Source organism: Plantactinospora mayteni (genome assembly GCF_016862935.1).
GTDB lineage: Bacteria > Actinomycetota > Actinomycetes > Mycobacteriales > Micromonosporaceae > Plantactinospora > Plantactinospora mayteni.
Genome location: NZ_BONX01000018.1, coordinates 87,858 through 105,510 on the forward strand (window position 1 = coordinate 87,858; position 17,653 = coordinate 105,510).

General features: G+C 71.1%; 16 protein-coding genes and 1 tRNA gene. 10 read left to right on the top strand and 7 right to left on the bottom strand.

Going from position 1 to position 17,653, the window contains the following annotated elements:
* The first annotated feature begins 106 nt into the window (after positions 1 to 106).
* Together Pma05_RS13855 and Pma05_RS13860 are read left to right on the top strand one after the other, a co-directional pair.
* A complete protein-coding gene (locus Pma05_RS13855) occupies positions 107 to 1,729 on the top strand; it encodes a pectate lyase family protein (RefSeq protein WP_239312330.1) in 1,623 nt (540 codons plus the stop codon).
* A gap of 138 nt (positions 1,730 to 1,867) precedes the next feature.
* Entirely contained in the window at positions 1,868 to 2,173 is a 306-nt protein-coding gene (locus Pma05_RS13860) for a hypothetical protein (RefSeq protein WP_239312332.1), read from the top strand.
* A 76-nt stretch (positions 2,174 to 2,249) separates the two neighbouring features.
* Here Pma05_RS13860 and Pma05_RS13865 read toward each other — a convergent pair whose 3' ends face one another.
* On the bottom strand, positions 2,250 to 3,341 hold the full coding sequence (locus Pma05_RS13865) for an ABC transporter ATP-binding protein (RefSeq protein ID WP_203857796.1): 1,092 nt from the start codon (positions 3,339 to 3,341) through the stop codon (positions 2,250 to 2,252).
* A 324-nt stretch (positions 3,342 to 3,665) separates the two neighbouring features.
* On the opposite strand from Pma05_RS13865, the gene Pma05_RS13870 reads away from it, so the two are divergent.
* From Pma05_RS13870 to Pma05_RS13885, 4 genes are all read left to right on the top strand, one after another.
* Positions 3,666 to 3,742: transfer RNA gene (locus Pma05_RS13870), tRNA-Thr, on the top strand.
* Positions 3,743 to 3,901: 159 nt separating this feature from the next.
* Positions 3,902 to 5,092: an L-2-hydroxyglutarate dehydrogenase gene (lhgD, locus tag Pma05_RS13875; protein WP_203857797.1), complete on the top strand. Its 1,191-nt coding sequence runs from the start codon at positions 3,902 to 3,904 to the stop codon at positions 5,090 to 5,092.
* A 108-nt stretch (positions 5,093 to 5,200) separates the two neighbouring features.
* Positions 5,201 to 5,437, top strand: coding sequence for a hypothetical protein (locus Pma05_RS13880; protein ID WP_203857798.1), 237 nt, complete (start codon positions 5,201 to 5,203; stop codon positions 5,435 to 5,437).
* 128 nt (positions 5,438 to 5,565) lie between these two features.
* Positions 5,566 to 7,587: an NAD-binding protein gene (locus tag Pma05_RS13885; RefSeq protein WP_203857799.1), complete on the top strand. Its 2,022-nt coding sequence runs from the start codon at positions 5,566 to 5,568 to the stop codon at positions 7,585 to 7,587.
* Positions 7,588 to 7,636: 49 nt separating this feature from the next.
* Here Pma05_RS13885 and Pma05_RS13890 read toward each other — a convergent pair whose 3' ends face one another.
* Positions 7,637 to 8,893 carry a DUF4032 domain-containing protein gene (locus Pma05_RS13890; RefSeq protein WP_372441472.1) on the bottom strand — a complete coding sequence of 419 codons (1,257 nt, stop codon included), beginning with the start codon at positions 8,891 to 8,893 and terminating at the stop codon, positions 7,637 to 7,639.
* 98 nt (positions 8,894 to 8,991) lie between these two features.
* Between Pma05_RS13890 and Pma05_RS13895 the strand changes: the two genes are divergently transcribed.
* Both Pma05_RS13895 and Pma05_RS13900 read left to right on the top strand, forming a co-directional pair.
* Positions 8,992 to 9,744 (top strand): phosphatase PAP2 family protein, encoded by a 753-nt coding sequence (locus Pma05_RS13895; protein WP_203857800.1) that lies wholly within the window; start codon positions 8,992 to 8,994, stop codon positions 9,742 to 9,744.
* A gap of 22 nt (positions 9,745 to 9,766) precedes the next feature.
* Positions 9,767 to 11,116: an APC family permease gene (locus Pma05_RS13900; RefSeq protein WP_203858051.1), complete on the top strand. Its 1,350-nt coding sequence runs from the start codon at positions 9,767 to 9,769 to the stop codon at positions 11,114 to 11,116.
* A 279-nt stretch (positions 11,117 to 11,395) separates the two neighbouring features.
* On the opposite strand, the gene Pma05_RS13905 is transcribed toward Pma05_RS13900, so the two are convergent.
* The 4 genes from Pma05_RS13905 to Pma05_RS13920 all read right to left on the bottom strand — a co-directional run bounded on the left by Pma05_RS13905 (position 11,396) and on the right by Pma05_RS13920 (position 13,655).
* Positions 11,396 to 11,797: a hypothetical protein gene (locus Pma05_RS13905; protein WP_203857801.1), complete on the bottom strand. Its 402-nt coding sequence runs from the start codon at positions 11,795 to 11,797 to the stop codon at positions 11,396 to 11,398.
* Positions 11,794 to 12,270 carry an SRPBCC domain-containing protein gene (locus Pma05_RS13910; RefSeq protein ID WP_203857802.1) on the bottom strand — a complete coding sequence of 159 codons (477 nt, stop codon included), beginning with the start codon at positions 12,268 to 12,270 and terminating at the stop codon, positions 11,794 to 11,796. The genes Pma05_RS13905 and Pma05_RS13910 overlap by 4 nt, the downstream gene beginning before the upstream one ends.
* Positions 12,267 to 12,608, bottom strand: a complete 342-nt coding sequence (locus Pma05_RS13915; RefSeq protein WP_203857803.1) for an ArsR/SmtB family transcription factor — start codon at positions 12,606 to 12,608, stop codon at positions 12,267 to 12,269. Before Pma05_RS13915 ends, Pma05_RS13910 begins: the two co-directional genes overlap by 4 nt.
* Positions 12,609 to 12,776: 168 nt before the next feature.
* A complete protein-coding gene (locus Pma05_RS13920; RefSeq protein ID WP_203857804.1) occupies positions 12,777 to 13,655 on the bottom strand; it encodes a thioredoxin-like domain-containing protein in 879 nt (292 codons plus the stop codon).
* Positions 13,656 to 14,080: 425 nt separating this feature from the next.
* Here Pma05_RS13920 and Pma05_RS13925 point away from each other — a divergent pair, with 425 nt between their 5' ends.
* Together Pma05_RS13925 and Pma05_RS13930 are read left to right on the top strand one after the other, a co-directional pair.
* A complete protein-coding gene (locus Pma05_RS13925) occupies positions 14,081 to 15,667 on the top strand; it encodes a COG1361 family protein (protein ID WP_203857805.1) in 1,587 nt (528 codons plus the stop codon).
* Positions 15,668 to 15,935: 268 nt separating this feature from the next.
* Entirely contained in the window at positions 15,936 to 16,865 is a 930-nt protein-coding gene (locus tag Pma05_RS13930; RefSeq protein WP_203857806.1) for a helix-turn-helix domain-containing protein, read from the top strand.
* Positions 16,866 to 16,974: 109 nt separating this feature from the next.
* Here the strand turns inward: Pma05_RS13930 and Pma05_RS13935 are convergent, their stop codons facing one another.
* Positions 16,975 to 17,481 (bottom strand): hypothetical protein, encoded by a 507-nt coding sequence (locus Pma05_RS13935; protein WP_203857807.1) that lies wholly within the window; start codon positions 17,479 to 17,481, stop codon positions 16,975 to 16,977.
* Positions 17,482 to 17,653 lie beyond the last annotated feature (172 nt).

Sequence of the window (17,653 nt, forward strand, 5' to 3'; positions counted from 1 at the left end):
GCAGGTCGCGGCGGCGCGGCGCCGCCGGTAACGCAGTACCCCCACACTGCCGCCGTCGCCGCGCCGGCGGCGGCCCACCACCCCCACCACCACAGGGAGGTTCACTGTGCACGCCAACCAGCCCCGGGGCCGACCGAGGTGGCGGCTGACCGCCGTCGCGGCTGCGGCCGGGATGCTCGGCGCCGCCGCGATCAGCGTCGCGATGCCGGCCGCCTTCGCCGACACCCTGTTCACCGACGACTTCGAGGACGGCAACTCCGCCGGCTGGTCCAGCTCCGGCGGAAGCTGGTCGGTGGCGACCGACGGCAGCCGGGTCTACCGGCAGTCCGGGCAGAGCAGCGACGCGCGTACCCTCACCGGCACCACCTCGTGGAGCGACTACGCGGTGCAGGCCCGGGTCAGGCCGACCGGGTTCAACGGCGCCAACCGGCACGTCGGGGTGATCGCCCGGGCCCAGAGTTCCAGCCGCTACTACGCGCTCGTGGTGACCAGCAGCGGCGGGGTGCAACTGGTCAAGCGGGACGGTTCGGCGCCGGTCGCGCTGGCCAGCGGTTCCGGCGCGGTACCGGTGAACACCTGGGCCACGCTGCGGCTGGAGGCCACCGGCAGCACGCTGCGCGGGTACGTCAACGGCAGCCTCTCGGTGCAGGCCACCGACTCGGTACTCTCCTCCGGGCGGATCGGCCTGGCCGCCTCGTACGCCAGCGCCTCCTTCGACGACGTCGAGGTGGCGACCGTGACCGGTACGCCGCCGACCGGTGGCCCGACCGGCGGGCCGACGCTGCCGCCGACCGGTCCGCCGCTCGACCCGGGCGCCCCGCCGATCGGTTTCGCCTCGGTGAACGCGCTGGGCCAGAACGGCACCACCGGTGGGGCCGGCGGCCCGACGGTGACCGTCGCCAACGCGACCGACCTGCTCACCGCGATCAGCCAGCCCGGCCCGCTGAACATCCGGGTGCAGGGCATGATCGCGCTGCCCGGCCCGATGCACGACGTGATGTCCGACAAGACCATCGTCGGAGTGGGCGCCACCTCCGGGATCACCGGCGGCGGGCTGAACGTCGGGCTGCCGGTCAGCGACGCGACCAGCCCGCCGGCGAACGCCGTGCACAACGTGATCATCCGGAACCTGAACTTCCGGAACACCGTCGACGACGCGATCAACGTGCAGATGTTCTCGCACCACGTCTGGATCGACCACAACGACCTGTCGGCCGGTTACGACGGCCTGATCGACGTCAAGCGGGGCGCCAGCTACGTGACGGTGTCGTGGAACCACACCCACCACCACACCAAGAACATGCTGCTCGGGCACGACGACTCGAACGCGGCCCAGGACACCGGATATCTGAAGGTGACCTACCACCACAACTGGTTCGACCGTACGCCGCAGCGCAATCCACGGGTCCGGTTCGGCGATCCGGTGCACGTTTTCAACAACTACTTCGTCTACAACACCGACGTCGGGGTGGCCTGCCAGATGAACTCGGGCTGTGTGGTCGAGGGCAACTACTTCGAGGACGTCGAGGTGCCCTGGTCGATCAGCTATGCCGGAGCCCGGGGCCGGTTGGTCGCCCGCAACAACGTGCTGGCCGGTACGAGTGAGCCGGGTGACTCCGGTGGCTCGGTGACCGAGCCGAGCAGCTACTACCCCTACACCGTCGCCGACCCGAACGGCATCCGGGCGACGGTGATGGCCGGCAGCGGTACCGGAAAGCTGCCCTTCTAGGGACTCCGCGTGGCGGTACGGCCCCGCACCACCGCACCGCCGCGCGGACCCGGGCGGACCACTCCCGGGTCGGCCCGCCACGTCAGCGGGCCACCGCCGTCCGTCCTTTCCTGCGTACAACCGGGTCGAGTCTGGCCGTTGTGGGTCGAGTCGGCCCACAACTACTACTACGACAACGAGTACGGCGTCGCTTCCACGATGAACGCCGGGGTACTGGTCGAGGGGAACTACTTCGAGAACGTCGACGAGCCGACCCTGGTCGGGTACGCCTCCTCCGACCCCGGAGCGATCGTGCAGCGCAACAACCACTTCGTCGGCTCGGGCAGCCCGCAGAGCGGCGGCGGAAGTGTGGCGGGGATTCCGTACTCGTACCAGCTCGACAACGCCAGCAGCGTGAAGTCGATCGTGACCAGCGGTGCCGGTACCGGCCGGATCGGCCTGTGACCCTGTTCTGAACCGATCGGGGCGGTCGCTTCGACGAAGAAGCGACCGCCCCGACGCGGTTGGTCCTGCTGCCGGATCAGATCCGGTTGCCGGTCACGGCGTGGAAGGCGTGGTTCCGACCGGTACGCGGCTTGACGTAGACGGTGTCACCCATGTTCGGCATGTGCCGGCGGTCGGTACGCACCACGAACCGCTCCGAGGTGCCGTCGATCGCGGCGTGCCCGTAGACGTTCGCGTCCGAGCCCAGGTCCTCGACCAGCTCGACGACGAGGGCGAGGCCGCCCTCGCTCTCCGAGACCAGGTCGCAGTCCTCCGGCCGGAAGCCGACGGTCACCTTGCCGTCGCCGCTCTCGGCCTGGGCGGCGGCGATCTGCTCCCGGGTCAGCGGCACGGTCAGCTCGGCGAAGGTCGCCCCGCCGTCGGTCAGCGGCACCGTCTTGATGTTCATCGCGGGGGAGCCCATGAAGCCGGCGACGAAGACGTTGGCCGGGGTGTCGTAGAGCTCACGCGGGGTGTCGACCTGCTGGAGTACGCCGTCCAGCATGACCGCCACCCGGTGGCCCATCGTCATCGCCTCGACCTGGTCGTGCGTCACGTAGACCGTGGTGACGCCGAGCTTGGCCTGCAACGTCGCGATCTGGGTACGGGTCTGCACCCGGAGCTTGGCGTCGAGGTTGGAGAGCGGCTCGTCCATCAGGAAGACCTGGGGCTCGCGGACGATCGCCCGGCCCATCGCGACCCGCTGGCGCTGACCACCGGAGAGCGCCTTCGGCTTGCGGCTGAGGTAGTCCTCCAACTGGAGCAGGGCGGCGGCTTCCTTGACCCGGCGGTCGATCTCCGACTTCGAGGTCTTGCGGAGCTTCAGCGCGAACGCCATGTTCTCGTAGACCGTCATGTGCGGGTAGAGCGCGTAGTTCTGGAAGACCATCGCGATGTCGCGGGCCTTCGGCGGCAGGTGGGTGACGTCCCGGGTGTCGATGTAGATCGAGCCGTCGTCGACGTCTTCCAGCCCGGCGAGCATCCGCAGGCTGGTGGACTTACCGCAGCCGGAGGGGCCGACCAGGACGAGGAACTCGCCGTCGCCGATCTCCAGGTCGAGGTGGTCGACCGCTGGGCGCTCCGTACCCGGGTAGATCCGGGTGGCCTTCGAGTAGGTGACCGTAGCCATGATGCAACGCTTCCTTTCACCGGCAGGAACGTGCCGGACGATCCGAGTGAAAGAGCGACCGGGGCGTCGTCACCGCACCGGTCCGTGGAGGGCGTCCGGGCGGCCGTGGGCAGCCTCGGGTGTCATCCGCGTCACGCCACGGTAAACGGGTTTTTCTCACATGCCAAGGTCGGGCGGCCGTCCTGGGATGTATCTGACTGAACATTTCGGGCATCCGGGCATGCTCCGCCACCAAGCGTGCGGCTGCCGGCCGGTGTCGGGTATCGGAATCAGTGCCGCCCATGGTAGGAGGGCATCTGTGGCTATGCTGACCACGAACATCGCGCCCCTGTAGCTCAGTTGGCCAGAGCACTCGCCTTGTAAGCGAGTGGTCGTCGGTTCGAGTCCGACCGGGGGCTCCAACTACATCAGGCGTTCCACGACGGGAGCCCGTCCGTCCGGCCGGGCTGACAGCAGCGGTGACAGCAACGCCGGTCACGACAGCCGCCCGTCGAGCTTGCCGATCGGGGCGACAGCGGGCGCATACCATCGGTTCCGATGCCACCGGCCGGGGAGCGCGGATGACCAGGTACGTGATCGTGGGCGGCGGGATCCTCGGGCTCGCGGTGGCGCACCGGCTGCGTACCGACCGGCCCCGGGACAGGGTGACCGTGCTGGAGAAGGAGTCCGGCTGGGCCACCCACCAGACCGGGCACAACTCCGGAGTGATCCACGCCGGGGTCTACTACAAGCCCGGCAGTCTCAAGGCGACGCTGTGCCGGGCCGGCAGCGCCTCGATGGTGCGGTTCTGCGCCGAGCAGGAGTTGCCGTACGACGTCTGCGGCAAGCTGATCGTCGCGGCCGAGGTCGCCGAGCTGCCCCGACTGCATGCCCTGCACGAGCGGGCGGTCGCCAACGGCCTGCCGGTCACCCTGCTCAACGCGATCGAGGCGGCCGAACACGAGCCGCACGTCGCCGCCGTCGCCGCGCTGCGGGTCGCCTCGACCGGGATCGTCGACTTCGGCGCGGTCTGCCGGCGGCTCGCCGAACTCCTCGCCGAAAGCGGTGCCGAGCTGCGCCTCCACACCAGGGTCACCGGGATCCACGGCCGGGCCGGCAGGCCCGTGCTGAACACCAGCGCGGGCGAGGTGACCGGCGACGTACTGGTGAACTGCGCCGGGCTGCACGCCGACCGGCTCGCCCGGCTGGCCGGCGTCGACCCGCCGGCCCGGATCGTGCCGTTCCGGGGCGAGTACTACGAACTGGTCCCCGAGCGGCGGAAGCTGGTGCGTGGACTGATCTATCCGGTGCCCGACCCGCAGTTCCCGTTCCTCGGCGTGCACCTGACGCGCATGATCGACGGTACCGTGCACGCCGGCCCGAACGCGGTACTCGCCACCGCCCGGGAGGGGTACTCGTGGCGCCGGTTCGACCCGCGCGACGTCTGGGAGCAGGTCGGCTACTCCGGACTGTGGGCGCTGGCCCGCCGGCACTACCGGTACGGGCTGACCGAGGTGACCCGGTCACTGTCCCGGAGACGGTTCGCGGCCAGCCTGGCCCGGCTGGTGCCGGAGCTGACCGAGGCCGACATCGTCCCGGCCGGCGCCGGCGTACGCGCCCAGGCCGTACGCCCGGACGGCGGCCTGGTGGACGACTTCCTGATCGTCGAGGCGGACCGGCAGGTGCACGTACTCAACGCGCCGTCCCCGGCCGCGACCAGCTCGTTCGAGATCGCCCGGCACATCGTCGACCGCCTCCCCGTCGACCGTTGACGATCGCCGCCCGACCACGGGCCACCGACCACTGGGCGCCGTGCCGTTACGGTGCGTCACCGGATTGGGTGATGGTGGTCGTCGACCGGTGCCGGTGACACTGGCCTGGTGGACCGCCCCGGTGTCGCCATCCTGCTGGTCGGAGTGGCGTTCGGCCTGTTCGTGGGCGCCGCGTACGCGGTGGCCCGGCGGGCCTGGGCGGACTACCGCAAGGCCAGGGCCAGCCTGTCCGGGCTCCGGAAGACCGCGTGGACGGTCACCCGGATCGCGACCAGTCGCGGCGGCATCGTGCTGCTGATCTGCCTGGCCGCCGTCGGCTGGGCCGCCGTCGGCGGCGAGCACTGACCGCTCGTCGTCAGCGCTGAGCCATCCCAACGGGCTCAGCCTTGAGTCCGCACAACGGGTTCAGCGTCGAGTCCGCACAACGGGCTCGACGGCCCCCGGACACTGATCACAGTGACTACCATCCGGGCATGGCGGATCTCTGGCGTACCCGGGCCCGGCGCGCGTTCGAGACCCGGTTGCGGGACGGCCTGCGGACCAATGGGGACAACCGCCCGCACTACGTGGTGTGCGGCCAGGACGCCCTCGCCGTCCACCTCGTCGCCGAACTGCTGGGCAACGATCCGCAGGGCAGCGGCATCCGGGTGACCGTGGTCGTGCCGTACCGTCGCCGGCCGGACGGGCCGGACATCCGGTCGATCCGGGGCGTCCGGGTGATCCAGTCGGACCGGCTCGACGAGGAGACGTTCAAGACGGCCGGGCTGGTCGGGGCGACCGGGCTGGCCCTGCTGCACCAGGACGACGTGGGCAACATCCACGCGGCGCTCTGCGCCCAGGAGGTCGAGCCGGACCTCCGGGTGGTGCTGCGGATGTTCAACATGAGCCTCGGCAACGGGATCCGCCAGCTCTTCCCGAACAGCGCCGTACTCTCCGACGCCTCGATGGCCGCGCCCGCGTTCGTCGCGGCGGCGCTCGGTGAGATCGCACCGTCGTACTTCCGGCACGGCGGTCGTACCCTCTTCGTCGCGCCCCGGGCCGAGGTCCGGGCGGAGCAGGTGGTCTGCGGCCTGGCCGACACCCGGGACCCGCACCACCCGGTGGTGCTGCCCGCCAACCCGGCCGACGCCGACCTGGTACTCGCCGAGGCGGTCGGCCAGGTCGGGCAGGCCGGCACCGAGCAGGCCACCCGGCGGCGGCTGCGGCGCACCCAGCGGTGGTGGCGGCGGCGCCGGCTGTCGGTGCTGCTCCGGGCGGTGCGCTCGTTCGCCACCCGCAAGATCGGGATGGCCACCATCGCGGTGCTGGCCGTGGTGGTGGTACTCGGTTTCCTGCTCTCCACCGCCGAGCACACCAGCATCGGAGACGCGATCTACCTGACCATGGTGACCACGATCGTCGGCGCCGATCCGGACACCACCAAGGGTGCGGCGGCCCAGGTCCTCCAGGTCGTGCTGAACCTGGCCGGGCTGGCGCTGATCCCGCTGATCACGGCCGCCGTGGTGGACGGCATCGTCAAGGCCCGGCTGGCGCTGGACGCCGGACTGCTGCCGAGCGAGCGCAACGGGCACGTCGTGGTGGTCGGCCTGGGCAACGTCGGTACCCGGGTGATGTGGCAGCTCAACGACCTCGGCGTCGAGGTGGTCGCCATCGACAAGGACCCGGAGGCCCGGGGCGCGGCGGTGGCCCGGCGGCTGAACATCCCGCTGATCGTCGGTGACGCCGCCCGGGAGGAGACCCTGGACAACGCCTCGGTCGGTACCGCCCAGGCGCTGGTGGTGGTCTCCACCGACGACGTCAGCAACCTCCAGGCGGCGTTGAACGGCCGGGCACTCCGGGCCGACCTGCGGGTGGTGCTGCGGCTCTTCGACGGCGACTTCGCGCAGCGGATCCAGAAGACCTTCCGGATCGGCGTGTCCCGCAGCGTCTCCTATCTCGCCGCACCGTCGTTCTCGGCGGCGCTGCTCAACCGGGCGGTGATCGCGACGATCCCGGTCGCCCGGCACGCGCTGCTGGTCGCGGAGGTGCCGATCGCGTCCGGCGCGGCACTGGCCGGGCAGACACTCGGGGTGGTCAGCCAGGCGGAGTGGGTCCGGGTGGTCGCGCTGACCGGTGCCGGCCAGCGGCGCGCCGAGTGGTCCCCGCCGCCGGAGCACCAACTCCGGCCCGGGGACGTGTTGACCGTGGTGGTCCGGCGGGCCGGACTGAACCGACTGCTCAGAGAGGCGAGTACCCCGCTGCCACCGCCACCTCCAGCGGAGCCGAGCGGCGGGTCGGCGGGTCGGCCGGGTGAGCCGGCGGGCTGGTCGTCGGATCCGAGCCGGCCCAGCCGGCGGACCGTACCCCGGCAGCCCGGCCGTTCGGCGTCCCGGGAGCGCGGCGGCGAGCAGCCCGGCCAGCCGGGGCGGGCGGGTGGCCGGAGTCAGCCTGGCCGGGCGGCCCGGCGGAGCCAGTCCAACCCGCCGCCGGCCCGCCGGCCCGATCCCCCGAACTGAAACTCGGCTCCCCGGGCCGCTTCCTGGTCGGCTTCCCGGCGGGCGACGCTCAACTGACCTCGACGCCGAGTACGGCCTGCTCGTCCGGGCGGTGCACCAACTCGTCGGCGAGGAACGACTGCACGGCGGGGGCCAGCCCGACGTCCCGGCCGGCCCGTTCGGAGAGCCGCCAGCGGTGCTCGATGACCTGCACGAAGAGTTCGGCCGGTTCGAGTTTTCCGCGCAGGTGTGCCGGCACCGCCCGGACCACCGGCTCGAAGACCTCGGTCAGCCAGCGGTGCGCCGCCTGCTGCTCGTCGGTCAGGTCGCTCTCCGCCCGGTAGGTGTCCAGGTCGTTGAGCAGCCGCCGGGCCTGGTTCTCCTCGGCGTCCAGTCCGGTCAGCCGGAGCAGCCGGCGGCTGTGGTAACCGGCGTCGACCACCTTGGGCCGGACCAGGTAGCGCCCGTTGTCCACCACCGACATCGCCACCTCGGCGACGTCGAAGCCGAGTTCGTTGAGCCGGCGGATCCGGCCCTCGATGTCGTGCCGGGCCTCACGCTCGATCTGCTGCTCGTAGGTGATCTCGTGCCACAGCCGCTGGTAGCGCTGGACCACCTCCTCGCAGACGACCTCGGGGTCGATCGAGGGGTGCAGCAGCCCGGCGGCCTCCAGGTCGAGCGCCTCGCCGAAGATGTTGACCCGGGCGATCTCCAGGTCCTCGTCCCGCTGACCATTGGAGAGCCGGGAGCGCAGCGCGCCGGTCTCGGCGTCGACCAGGTACGCCGCGAAGGCGCCGGCGTCCCGCCGGAACAGGGTGTTGGAGAGCGAGCAGTCGCCCCAGAAGAAACCGGTCAGGTGCATCCGGACGATCAGCGCGGCCAGCGCGTCCAGCAGCCGGTTCAACGTCTCCGGACGCAGCGTGTGCGAGAAGAGCGCCCGGTAGGGGAGGGAGAACTGGAGGTGCCGGGTGATCAGTACCGGGTCGAGCGGCTCGCCCCGCTCGTCCTGCCGGTCGGCGACGATCGCGACCGCCTGCACGGACGGGAAGTCGATCCGCTCCAGCGAGCGGAGCAGGTCGTACTCCCGCTCGGCCACCCGTTCGCCGGTCTCCTTGACCGCGTACACGGTGCCGGCGAGGCGGACGAATCGCACGATGTGCCGGGAGATTCCCTGGGGTAGCGCCACCAGTTGGTCGGCGGGCCACTGCTCCAGCGGAGTCGACCAGGGAAGGTCGAGCAGCGCCGGGTCGACGAGGGCCGAGGTGATCCGCACGGCACCAAGCATGCCGGTCCGGGCCGCCCCGCGCCGCCCCACGTGTGCGGGCACACATCGCCGGCCGTCACCCCGGGGTCGGCCGGGTCGGAAACCGGCCGGCCGCCGTCCTGCGCCGGCTCCGGGCGGCCGGCCCGGTAGCGTGGTCGGGTATGCGGGAAACCACGACGGTACGCCGACCGCTGCGGCTGCGCCCCGTCCGTCCGGCCGGCTGGTGGCTGGACGGCGTACTGGTCGCGGCGCTGGTCGCGTTGACCGCCGCGCTCGCCGCCGGCCAGTTGCTCGGACTCGACCTGGCGGTACGGGACTGGGTCGACGCGCACCGGCCGGAGCCGGCGTACTGGGTGGCGCGGGTCTTCAACTCGCTGGGCCAGGGCGGCTGGTTCCTGATGCCGATCTCGTTCGGGCTGGCGCTGCTGGTCGGCTGGCGTACCCGGTCGGTCCGGCCGCTGCTGGTGCCGATCGGCGCGTTCGTGTTGACCTCGTTCACCATCGGCCCGTTGAAGCTGTGGCTGGACCGGGGCTATCCGCACAACTTCGCGCTGGCGCACCCGGAGGAGCTGTTCAGCGACCCGGCGGGCGGCACGGCGTACCCGTCGGGGCACGTGGCGAACGCCATCGTCTGGTACGCGGCGATCGCGCTGCTGCTCGCCGCGCTGCTGCGTACCCTCGGTCGGCCGGACGGCCCGCCCACCCTGTACGCCGTGATCCGGCTGGCGCCCCCGGTCATCGTCTTCTGCTCCACCACCTACCTGGGCTGGCACTGGATCACCGACTCGGTCGCCGGGCTGCTGCTCGGGCTCTTCCTCGGCCGGCTGCTCGGCCGGGTGCCGTGGGACGACCTACCGCTCCCGGCCCTGCCGGGCGGGGTGCAGCGACGCGGAGTGTTCACCGACGACCTCTAGGTTCGGGGTCGTGGAGAAGGCCGTGCAGGAGCTGGAACGCCGGTTGGGCGTACCCGATGCGGTGGTCATCGGCCTGGGGTCGATGCTCGGGGCCGGGGTGTTCGTGGTCTTCGCCCCGGCGACCGCCGCCGCCGGCAGCGGGTTCGGCCTGCTGGGCGCGCTGGCCGTCGCCGGCCTGGTCGCCTACTGCAACGCCACCAGTTCGGCCCGGCTCGCCGCCCGCTATCCGGAGTCCGGCGGCACCTACGTCTACGGCCGGGAACGGCTCGGCCCGTTCGCCGGGTTCCTCGCCGGCTGGGGCTTCGTGGTCGGCAAGACCGCGAGCTGCGCCGCGATGGCGTTGACCATCGGGGCGTACCTGTGGCCCGGGTACGCGCGACCGGTCGCGGTGGCCGCCGTGCTGGCGGTGACCGGGGTGAACCTGCGGGGCGTACAGAAGACGGCCCGGGTCACCCGGTGGCTGGTGGCGGTCACGCTGGGCGTACTCGCCCTGGTGGCGCTGGTGGGGCTCTTCGGCGGGGAGTTCCGGCCGGTACGCCTCGGTGACGGCGTCGGCGGACCGGCCGGTGCGGGGATACTCACCGCCGCCGGGCTGCTCTTCTTCGCCTTCGCCGGATACGCCCGGATCGCCACCCTCGGCGAGGAGGTACGCGACCCGGAGCGCACCATCCCCCGGGCGGTACCGGTCGCGCTCGGACTGGTGCTGGTGAGCTATCTGGGACTGGCCGTGGTCGCGCTCTCGGTACTCGGCCCGGCCCGGCTGGCGGGCTCCGCCGCACCGCTGGCCGAGGTGGTGGACGCCGCCGGGCTGCCCGGGTTGGCCTGGCTGGTCCGGGCCGGGGCGGCGGTGGCGGTACTCGGCGTGTTGCTGGCGCTGGTCGCCGGGGTCGGCCGGACCACGCTGGCGATGGCCCGCCGCCGTGACCTGCCCGGTGCGCTGGCCGCCGTGCACCCGACCTACCGGGTGCCGCACCGGGCCGAACTCGCCGTCGCCGGGGTGGTGGTGCTGGTGGTGCTGGTCGGCGACATCCGGGACGCCATCGGCTTCTCCAGTTGCACCGTGCTGGTCTACTACGCGATCACCAATGCCGCCGCGTTCACCCTGGACCGGGACCCGGACCGCAGCCCTCCGGCCGGCAGCCCTCCGGCCGGCAGCCTTTCGACCGGCAGCCTTTCGACCGGCCGGCTTCCGACCGGCAGGCTTCCGACCCGGGCCCTGGCCGGTCTCGGGCTGGTCGGCTGCCTGCTGCTGGCGGTCACCCTGCCGGTCGGCAGTGTGCTGGCCGGTTTCGCCGTGCTCGCGGTCGGCGCGCTCGGCTACGCCGCCCGCCGGCTCGCCTGGCCCCCCGGCGGCGCCACCGGGTCGCAATGATGCCGCGCTGCCGCCGGACGCGTCGGCGTGGGCCGACGAGGGCGACGAACACCGGTCGAGGTGCCGACCGTCGCGCCACGCGATGACCGGTCGCCAGGACATACCCTCCTGGTACGAGGCCAGCGGTGCTACCCGCGGGTGACGCGGACGCGCGCCTCTATCTCCTAACGTCGAGCGCATGAAGAAGGCTCTCGGCGCCGTCGGAATCCTGTTCGGGCTCTATCTGATCGTTCGTGCCGTCGCCGAGCCGTTCGTGATCGACATGACCGATCCCGCCAGCTACCGGCAGGACTGGGGCGGGCCGAGCCTGGCCGGGGTACTACTGGTCCACTGTGGTCCGGGTGTCGTCTCCGCAGTGCTGATCGGGCTGGCGCTGCGGTCGCGGCGACGCCGCCGGGCGACAGCCGCCAGGAGCCGGGGCGGTACGTGAGCCAGCGGCGTCCGGTCGTCCGGGTCGGTGATCTGGGGCCAGTCCCGGGCGAACGCCTGGTAGGTCCGCCGTCCGAGCAGCAGACCGTCGGCGAGATCCAGCCATTCCGAGGTACGCCGGACGAACAGCTCGTCCAGGTAGGGCACGAGCCAGCCGCCCCGGGTGAAGCCGTCGGTCGTGTCCTCGGTCGGCGAGCCGGGCCCCTGGCTGACCCCGTCCAGGGTGACGAACTCGGTGAGGCCGATCTTCATCGTGCCGCCTCGCCCTCGACAACCCCGGCGAGTTGTTTGGTGACCGAGCCCCAGCCCTCGGCGAAGCCGAGTTCCTCGTGGCGGGCGCGGGCGGCGGGATCGCCGTGCCGGACCACGACCCGGTAGTTCGTGCCATCCGGATGATCAGTCAGGGTGATCTCGGCGGTCATCGGGACCGGGGCCGGGCGCGTCGGTCGCCACGCGCTGTCGATCGCGTTCGTGAAGACGATCCGTTCCAGTTCGTCGACGACGAGGAAACTCGCGTCCATGTGCGGGACGAACTCCACCCCGTCGTCGCTCATCCGGGTCACCAGCCCGCCGCCGGGCCGGACCTCCAGGCGGTCGACGCGACACAGGGTCGGAGCCGGAAGCCACCACTTCGCGAAGCGGGACGGATCGGTCCAGGCACGCCACACCACGGCGCGGGGGGCGCGGATGATCCGTTCCAGGGCCAGGTCAAGGTCGGGGTTCATGGTTGGTTCTCCTCCGGTTCGGTGACCAACTGTTCGAGGCGGTCGGTGCGCTCCTCCCAGATCTGGCGCTGCTCGGCCAGCCAGTCGTCGAGGAGGGCGAGGCGTTCGCGGTTGAGCACGCAGGTGCGTACCCGGCCGGACTTGACCGTGCGGATCAGGCCGTTCGCCTCGAGCGTCCGCACGTGCTTCATGAACGAGGGAAGGGTCATCGGGAACTCGCGGGCGAGATCGCCGACGCTGATCGGACCACGGCCGAGGCGTCGGACGACGTCGCGCCGGGTCGGGTCGGCCAGGGCGACGAACACGCCGTCGAGCTGCGCCGCCACATACTGTGCCATGCGGCTAAGTATTGCCGCCTCGAATACTTAGCGCAAGGGCAAAGTATCCGGGTCCGAGGCAACGCCGAGCTGGACGGCAACGCCGAGCTGGACGGCGGCGCCCGACCGGCGGTGATCCGCCTCGGGGCACGCCGCCCGCCTGGTGCGTCCGGTGCGGGCGGTCCGCCGCTACCGGGTGGTGGTGTTCCCGCCGCCGCAGGGCGCCCCGGGCTCGATCGCGGCAGTCTGCCGGTAGGCCGAGATGAACGCGTCGATCGCCTCGTCGTCCGCGTCGTCGACGGTGAGCTGGTAGCCCCACGCCTGGAGCGAGATCGGCGCCGACTGCCCCGGGTACGGACTCAGCATCATGTACGCCAGCCCGCGTACGCGATCGATCAGCTTGCCCACCTCGGGCGGTGCCAGGCCCGGCCGGTAGGTGATCCACACCGCGCCGTGTTCCAGGCTGTGTACGGCGTTGCCGTCCACCAGCGGCTCGGTGTAGACGTCGCCGTTGCAGTTCTGCCAGCGCTGGAAGTGCGGTCCGCCGACCGGCGGGCTCATCGGGTAGCTGACCGGCTCCTCGACGTGGTCCGGCGAGAGCGCACCCGGGTTCGTCTCCCGATAGTTGACCAACCCGGAGAGGTCCCCGCCACTTCCGCCGTCCCGCTGCTGATACCAGAGGAACACGCCCACCCCGCAGGCGATCAGCAGGAGCAGCGCGACCCCGCCGGCCACGATCCCGATGATCAGCCCGTTACGCGATCCCGACTTCGCCGGCGCCACCGGCTGACCGTCCTGGTACGGGTACCCCGGCTGTCCGTGGCCGGGCTGCGGGCCGGACGGCGGGGCGTACCCGGGCTGGGGCTGTCCGTACCCCTGCTGCGGTAGCGGCGGGGTGCCGTAGCCCGGCTGGGTTCCGGCCGACGGATATCCGGGTTGCGGCGGGTATCCGGGTTGCGATGGATATCCGGGTTGCGGCGGGGGCGGGTACGGTGCGGCGCCGGGGCCGGGGCCGGGCTGCGGCGGGGCCGACGGGTAGCCGGGGGGCGTCGGGAACTGTCCGGGCACCGGTGCGGACCCGGCAGGTGGACCGGGCGGTGGAGCGTACCCCGGCGGCAGCGGGCCCGGCGGGGAGGCCGGCGGCTGCTCGGTTGGCGGTTCAGGGTTGCTCATCGTGATTCGCCTCCGACCGGGGGTGCACGGGCCACGATCCTACCGAGGACGTACCCGACCCCATCGAGGACGTACGCGAGGCGTCGTCGAGCCGGATCCGACGCCGTCCGCGCGGTGCTGCGCCGTCCACCGTGGACGCTCCATGCCCGGCGGTCGGACCGGGCACCTCACCGGCGCACGGCGATCGGCCTTCCGGACCGGTCTGACCGGAACGCTCGGCTGTGGTTCGCCCACCGATCGGGTATCAGACGGGGCGGTTGACGGCACAGCACGAAATCGGGGCGGCGCGCGGGCCACTTGGTCCGGTAGCTTCCCGCCTCATGTCCCCAACCCGAACCCGATGGGCTGCCGCTGCGGCTGCCGCCCTGCTCACCGGTCTGTCGGTCAATGTCGCCACACCCTCGGCGGCGGCTGCGGCGAGCCCCGACCTCTCCGTGTCGTACGCCATCGAGGCGAGGATCGACAACACCGAGACGACAGTCCCGACCTATCTGTACAACTACGGTGATGCTCCCGCCACCGACGTGACCGTGGCCTTCGACGCCAGCGGGTTGCGCGACGTGACGATCAAGCCGTGGGAGTACGCCGAGGAGTGCAAGCTCGCGGGTGCGGTCGTGACGTGCGAGTACCCTGACCTCGCGCCCGGGCAGGTCGAGACGGTCTATCCGTTCACGCTGGCCAGCAAGCCGCGATCGGAGCCGGGCCCGGCGGGCACGGTGAAGGCGACCATTCGGGGCGTGGCGCCCGACGGCACCACCTACAGCGGTGGTGGCGATCTCGACGTCACGATCGTGCCGACCGGCCCCGACCTGGTCGCCGAGGCCGAAAACCTCAACACCCCGGAGAACCGCGTCGGTCCCGGAGACGAGGTCGGGTTCCGGGGCGCCCTCTACAACGACGGCGACAGCCCTGCCGAGGGCTTCTTCGTGCGTATCCAGCTTCCGACCGGTGCCCGGTGGATCGAGCAGTACGAGGACTGCACCTACCTCGACCACTGGCCGGGGGAACACCCCGACGGCTACGCGTACGGGCCGTCCGAGGTGGTCTGCACCGCGCCGCTGACACTCGCACCTGACGAGGGATTCCTCCTCTTCGATCCGGAGAGCGGCGAGTCGATCTTCAACGCGTACTTCGGCAAGAACATGCAGGGTCCGACCGAGACCGAGGGTTACTACGAGGTCGGGCTCCTCGACGACCTGGGGGAGAACGCGGCGCGGGTGACCGCGCGCAAGGGGACGGGCAAGTCGTTCGCCGACGCGGTGCAGGGCCTGCGAAGCACCAAGAAGGCCGCGGCGGCCGTTGCGCGGGAGGTCGACACCGAGGACAACGTCGTCTTCTACAAGATGTGGACCAAGGCGAACACCAATGACTTCGCGGTGACCGCGAAGCCGGTGAGCGGCGCGGTCGGCGACACCGTGACGGTGCCGTACACCCTGGTCAACAACGGCCCCTCGGACGGCGCGGCCGGCTGGCAGATCGTCGCGCCGAGCGGCACGGTCCTGGTCCGTGGCGGCGACGAGTGGTGCTACTTCCTCGACGAGAACGGCCACCAGACCGACGAACTGCCCGAGGTGCGCTGCGGCATCGAGAGCGAGTGGCCGTCGAAGGCGTCCGGTGTCGGCCCGGTGAAGGGCGCGATCAAGGTACGGATCATCTCCGCGCCGGGCGACGACGGCACGATCAAGGTCACCAGCTTCGGCGCGTCGAAGGACCCCGAGCCGGGCAACGACGTGGCGGCGTTGTCCATCGACACGACCGGTGGCGGCGGTGGTGGCGGCGGTCTGCCGATCACGGGTGTGAAGGCCGGCATCGCCGGTGGCGTGGGAGTCGCGGCGATCGCCCTCGGCGTGCTGCTCTTCGTGCTCACCCGGCGCCGCCGGATCGTCATGGTGACGCCGAAGCAGTAGTAACGCTTCACTACCGGTGGGAGGGTTTGGGCCGCGCTGTGGCGCCCCAAACCCTCCCACCGTCGCGTTGGGCGAACCGGGATAGCGGTGTGCATGCGCGAGGGCTGGCGAGGATGCCGAGCTAACCTGGCAGATAGCCCGGGATAATGATCGAAGGGCGAGCGTTTCTCCGTGCACAAGACCATGAACGGGGACCCAGGTGCTCCAACTCGAGTTCGACACCGAGGATCTGCCCGCAGCGGAGCGGTTTGCTCACCTGCGTGATTTGATGTCCAGCGTGCCCGTGCCGTACGACGTCAGCAGTGACCACGCCGACGGATTCCGGTTTCGAAAACGCGACCTGCTTCTGGACTCCCTGCGGGTGTGCGACATGGCGATGCAACCGGTGGTGCTGAACCGCACCAGACAACTGATCCGGCAGTCCGACCCGCAGATCTACAACATCCTGCTACTCCAGAACGGCACCGTCGCTCGTACCTGGCGCCGGAACGAGGTCACCTACAGCCCGCACGACCTGCACATTTTCGACCCCTCGCAACCCTGCGAATCGCGGGCGCACAGTACGCAGGGCATGATCAGGTGTATCGGGGTCGTGATTCCCAAGAAACTGTTGCCACTGCCCGGCTCCGGGACCGAACGACTGCTCGGACGGCGGTTGCAGGGGCAGGAGGGCGTCGGGGGTCTACTGGCCGGGTTTCTCACCCAACTGACCACGAACCCTCGCTCGTACCTGCCCTCGGACGGCCTGCGGCTGAGTAGCGTTCTGCTCGACCTGACGTCGGCGCTGATCGCACACGCCCTGGAGGCCGACGACATCCTGGTGCCGGAGAGCCGCCAGCGCGGCCTGGTCCTGCGCATCCGCAACTTCGTCCAGCAGAACCTGCACGACCCGCGGCTCACCCCGGGTGCCATCGCCACCGCGCACCACATCTCCACCAGCTACCTGCACCGGCTCTTCCAGCGCGACGGCACCCAGGTCGCCGCCTGGATCCGGGAACGGCGGCTGGAACGGGCCCGACGCGACCTGACCGACCCCGCGCTGGCCGTCGTGCCCATCGCCGAGATCGCCGCCCGATGGGGCTTCATCCATGCGGCGGCATTCAGCCGCGCTTTCCGCGCGGCCTACGGCACCACCCCGAGAGACCATCGGCATCGGGCGCTCGACCCGCGCCACGAGCAGGATCCGGTGTACCCGTGACTGTCCCTGCCGGCCTGGAAGGTGCGGCGGTGGGGGTGCGCCTCGGGACGCACCCCCACCGGACGGGGCCGACGCGGTGGTAACCCGCTCGGGCCCGCCGAGCCTGCGGTCAGGAAATCCGCAGTGAACTGGCCCGGTTGTTCCAGCCGCCGCCGATCGCGGAGAGGTCGGCAGCCCTGTCGATCCAGGTGGAGCCGCCGGTCAGATTGGGATCGCTGGGCGGACCGGCCGCGTCGTAGAGCTTGACGTCGCAGCTGTTGAACGTCTCCACTGAGCTGGCCCGGTTGTTCCAGGCGCCGCCAGCCATGTTGTACGAGTACTCGTGTTCGTACGCCGAGGTGCACGACCTGGTGGTGGTGATGGTAAATGTGCCGGCGTCGGGGTCGAAGTTCTTCCGGTCATACAGCTTGACGGCGTTCACCGCGAGTACGCCGACGTCGGCGAGTTGCCGGGCCTGCTGTTCAGTGTCGTCGCAGGCGACCTTTCCGGTGTCGAGATTGACCACGCAGTGCGCCCCCTGCGCGCCGGAGGACGCTCCGGCTGACGCGGGGGACGCGGTGAATGTCACGACCCCGGCCAGTGCCGCAACCAGCCCGGCGACGATTCGGATCCTCATGATTTCTCCTCCAGAATGGAATGAGTCGTGGAAGGACATCGGTTTCCTTCCTCTTGTCGGTTGCCCGAGTTCCGGGCGGGTCGGCGCGCGCCTCCTTTCTGCCTCCCCCGTAGCGATTTCTCTGCCAATCCGTGCGGTTTTGCGTTGCTCAGCCAATGATGCGGCGACGTGA

Bases quoted from the DNA above. Each gene is read 5' to 3' on its own strand.
- Pma05_RS13925 (WP_203857805.1), top strand. From the start codon at position 14,081: ATGTCCCCAACCCGAACCCGATGGGCTGCCGCTGCGGCTGCCGCCCTG.
- Pma05_RS13865 (WP_203857796.1), bottom strand. From the start codon at position 3,341: ATGGCTACGGTCACCTACTCGAAGGCCACCCGGATCTACCCGGGTACG.
- Pma05_RS13895 (WP_203857800.1), top strand. From the start codon at position 8,992: ATGCGGGAAACCACGACGGTACGCCGACCGCTGCGGCTGCGCCCCGTC.
- Pma05_RS13915 (WP_203857803.1), bottom strand. From the start codon at position 12,608: ATGGCACAGTATGTGGCGGCGCAGCTCGACGGCGTGTTCGTCGCCCTG.
- Pma05_RS13930 (WP_203857806.1), top strand. From the start codon at position 15,936: ATGTCCAGCGTGCCCGTGCCGTACGACGTCAGCAGTGACCACGCCGAC.
- Pma05_RS13905 (WP_203857801.1), bottom strand. From the start codon at position 11,797: ATGAAGATCGGCCTCACCGAGTTCGTCACCCTGGACGGGGTCAGCCAG.
- lhgD (WP_203857797.1), top strand. From the start codon at position 3,902: ATGACCAGGTACGTGATCGTGGGCGGCGGGATCCTCGGGCTCGCGGTG.
- Pma05_RS13910 (WP_203857802.1), bottom strand. From the start codon at position 12,270: ATGAACCCCGACCTTGACCTGGCCCTGGAACGGATCATCCGCGCCCCC.
- Pma05_RS13885 (WP_203857799.1), top strand. From the start codon at position 5,566: ATGGCGGATCTCTGGCGTACCCGGGCCCGGCGCGCGTTCGAGACCCGG.
- Pma05_RS13935 (WP_203857807.1), bottom strand. From the start codon at position 17,481: ATGAGGATCCGAATCGTCGCCGGGCTGGTTGCGGCACTGGCCGGGGTC.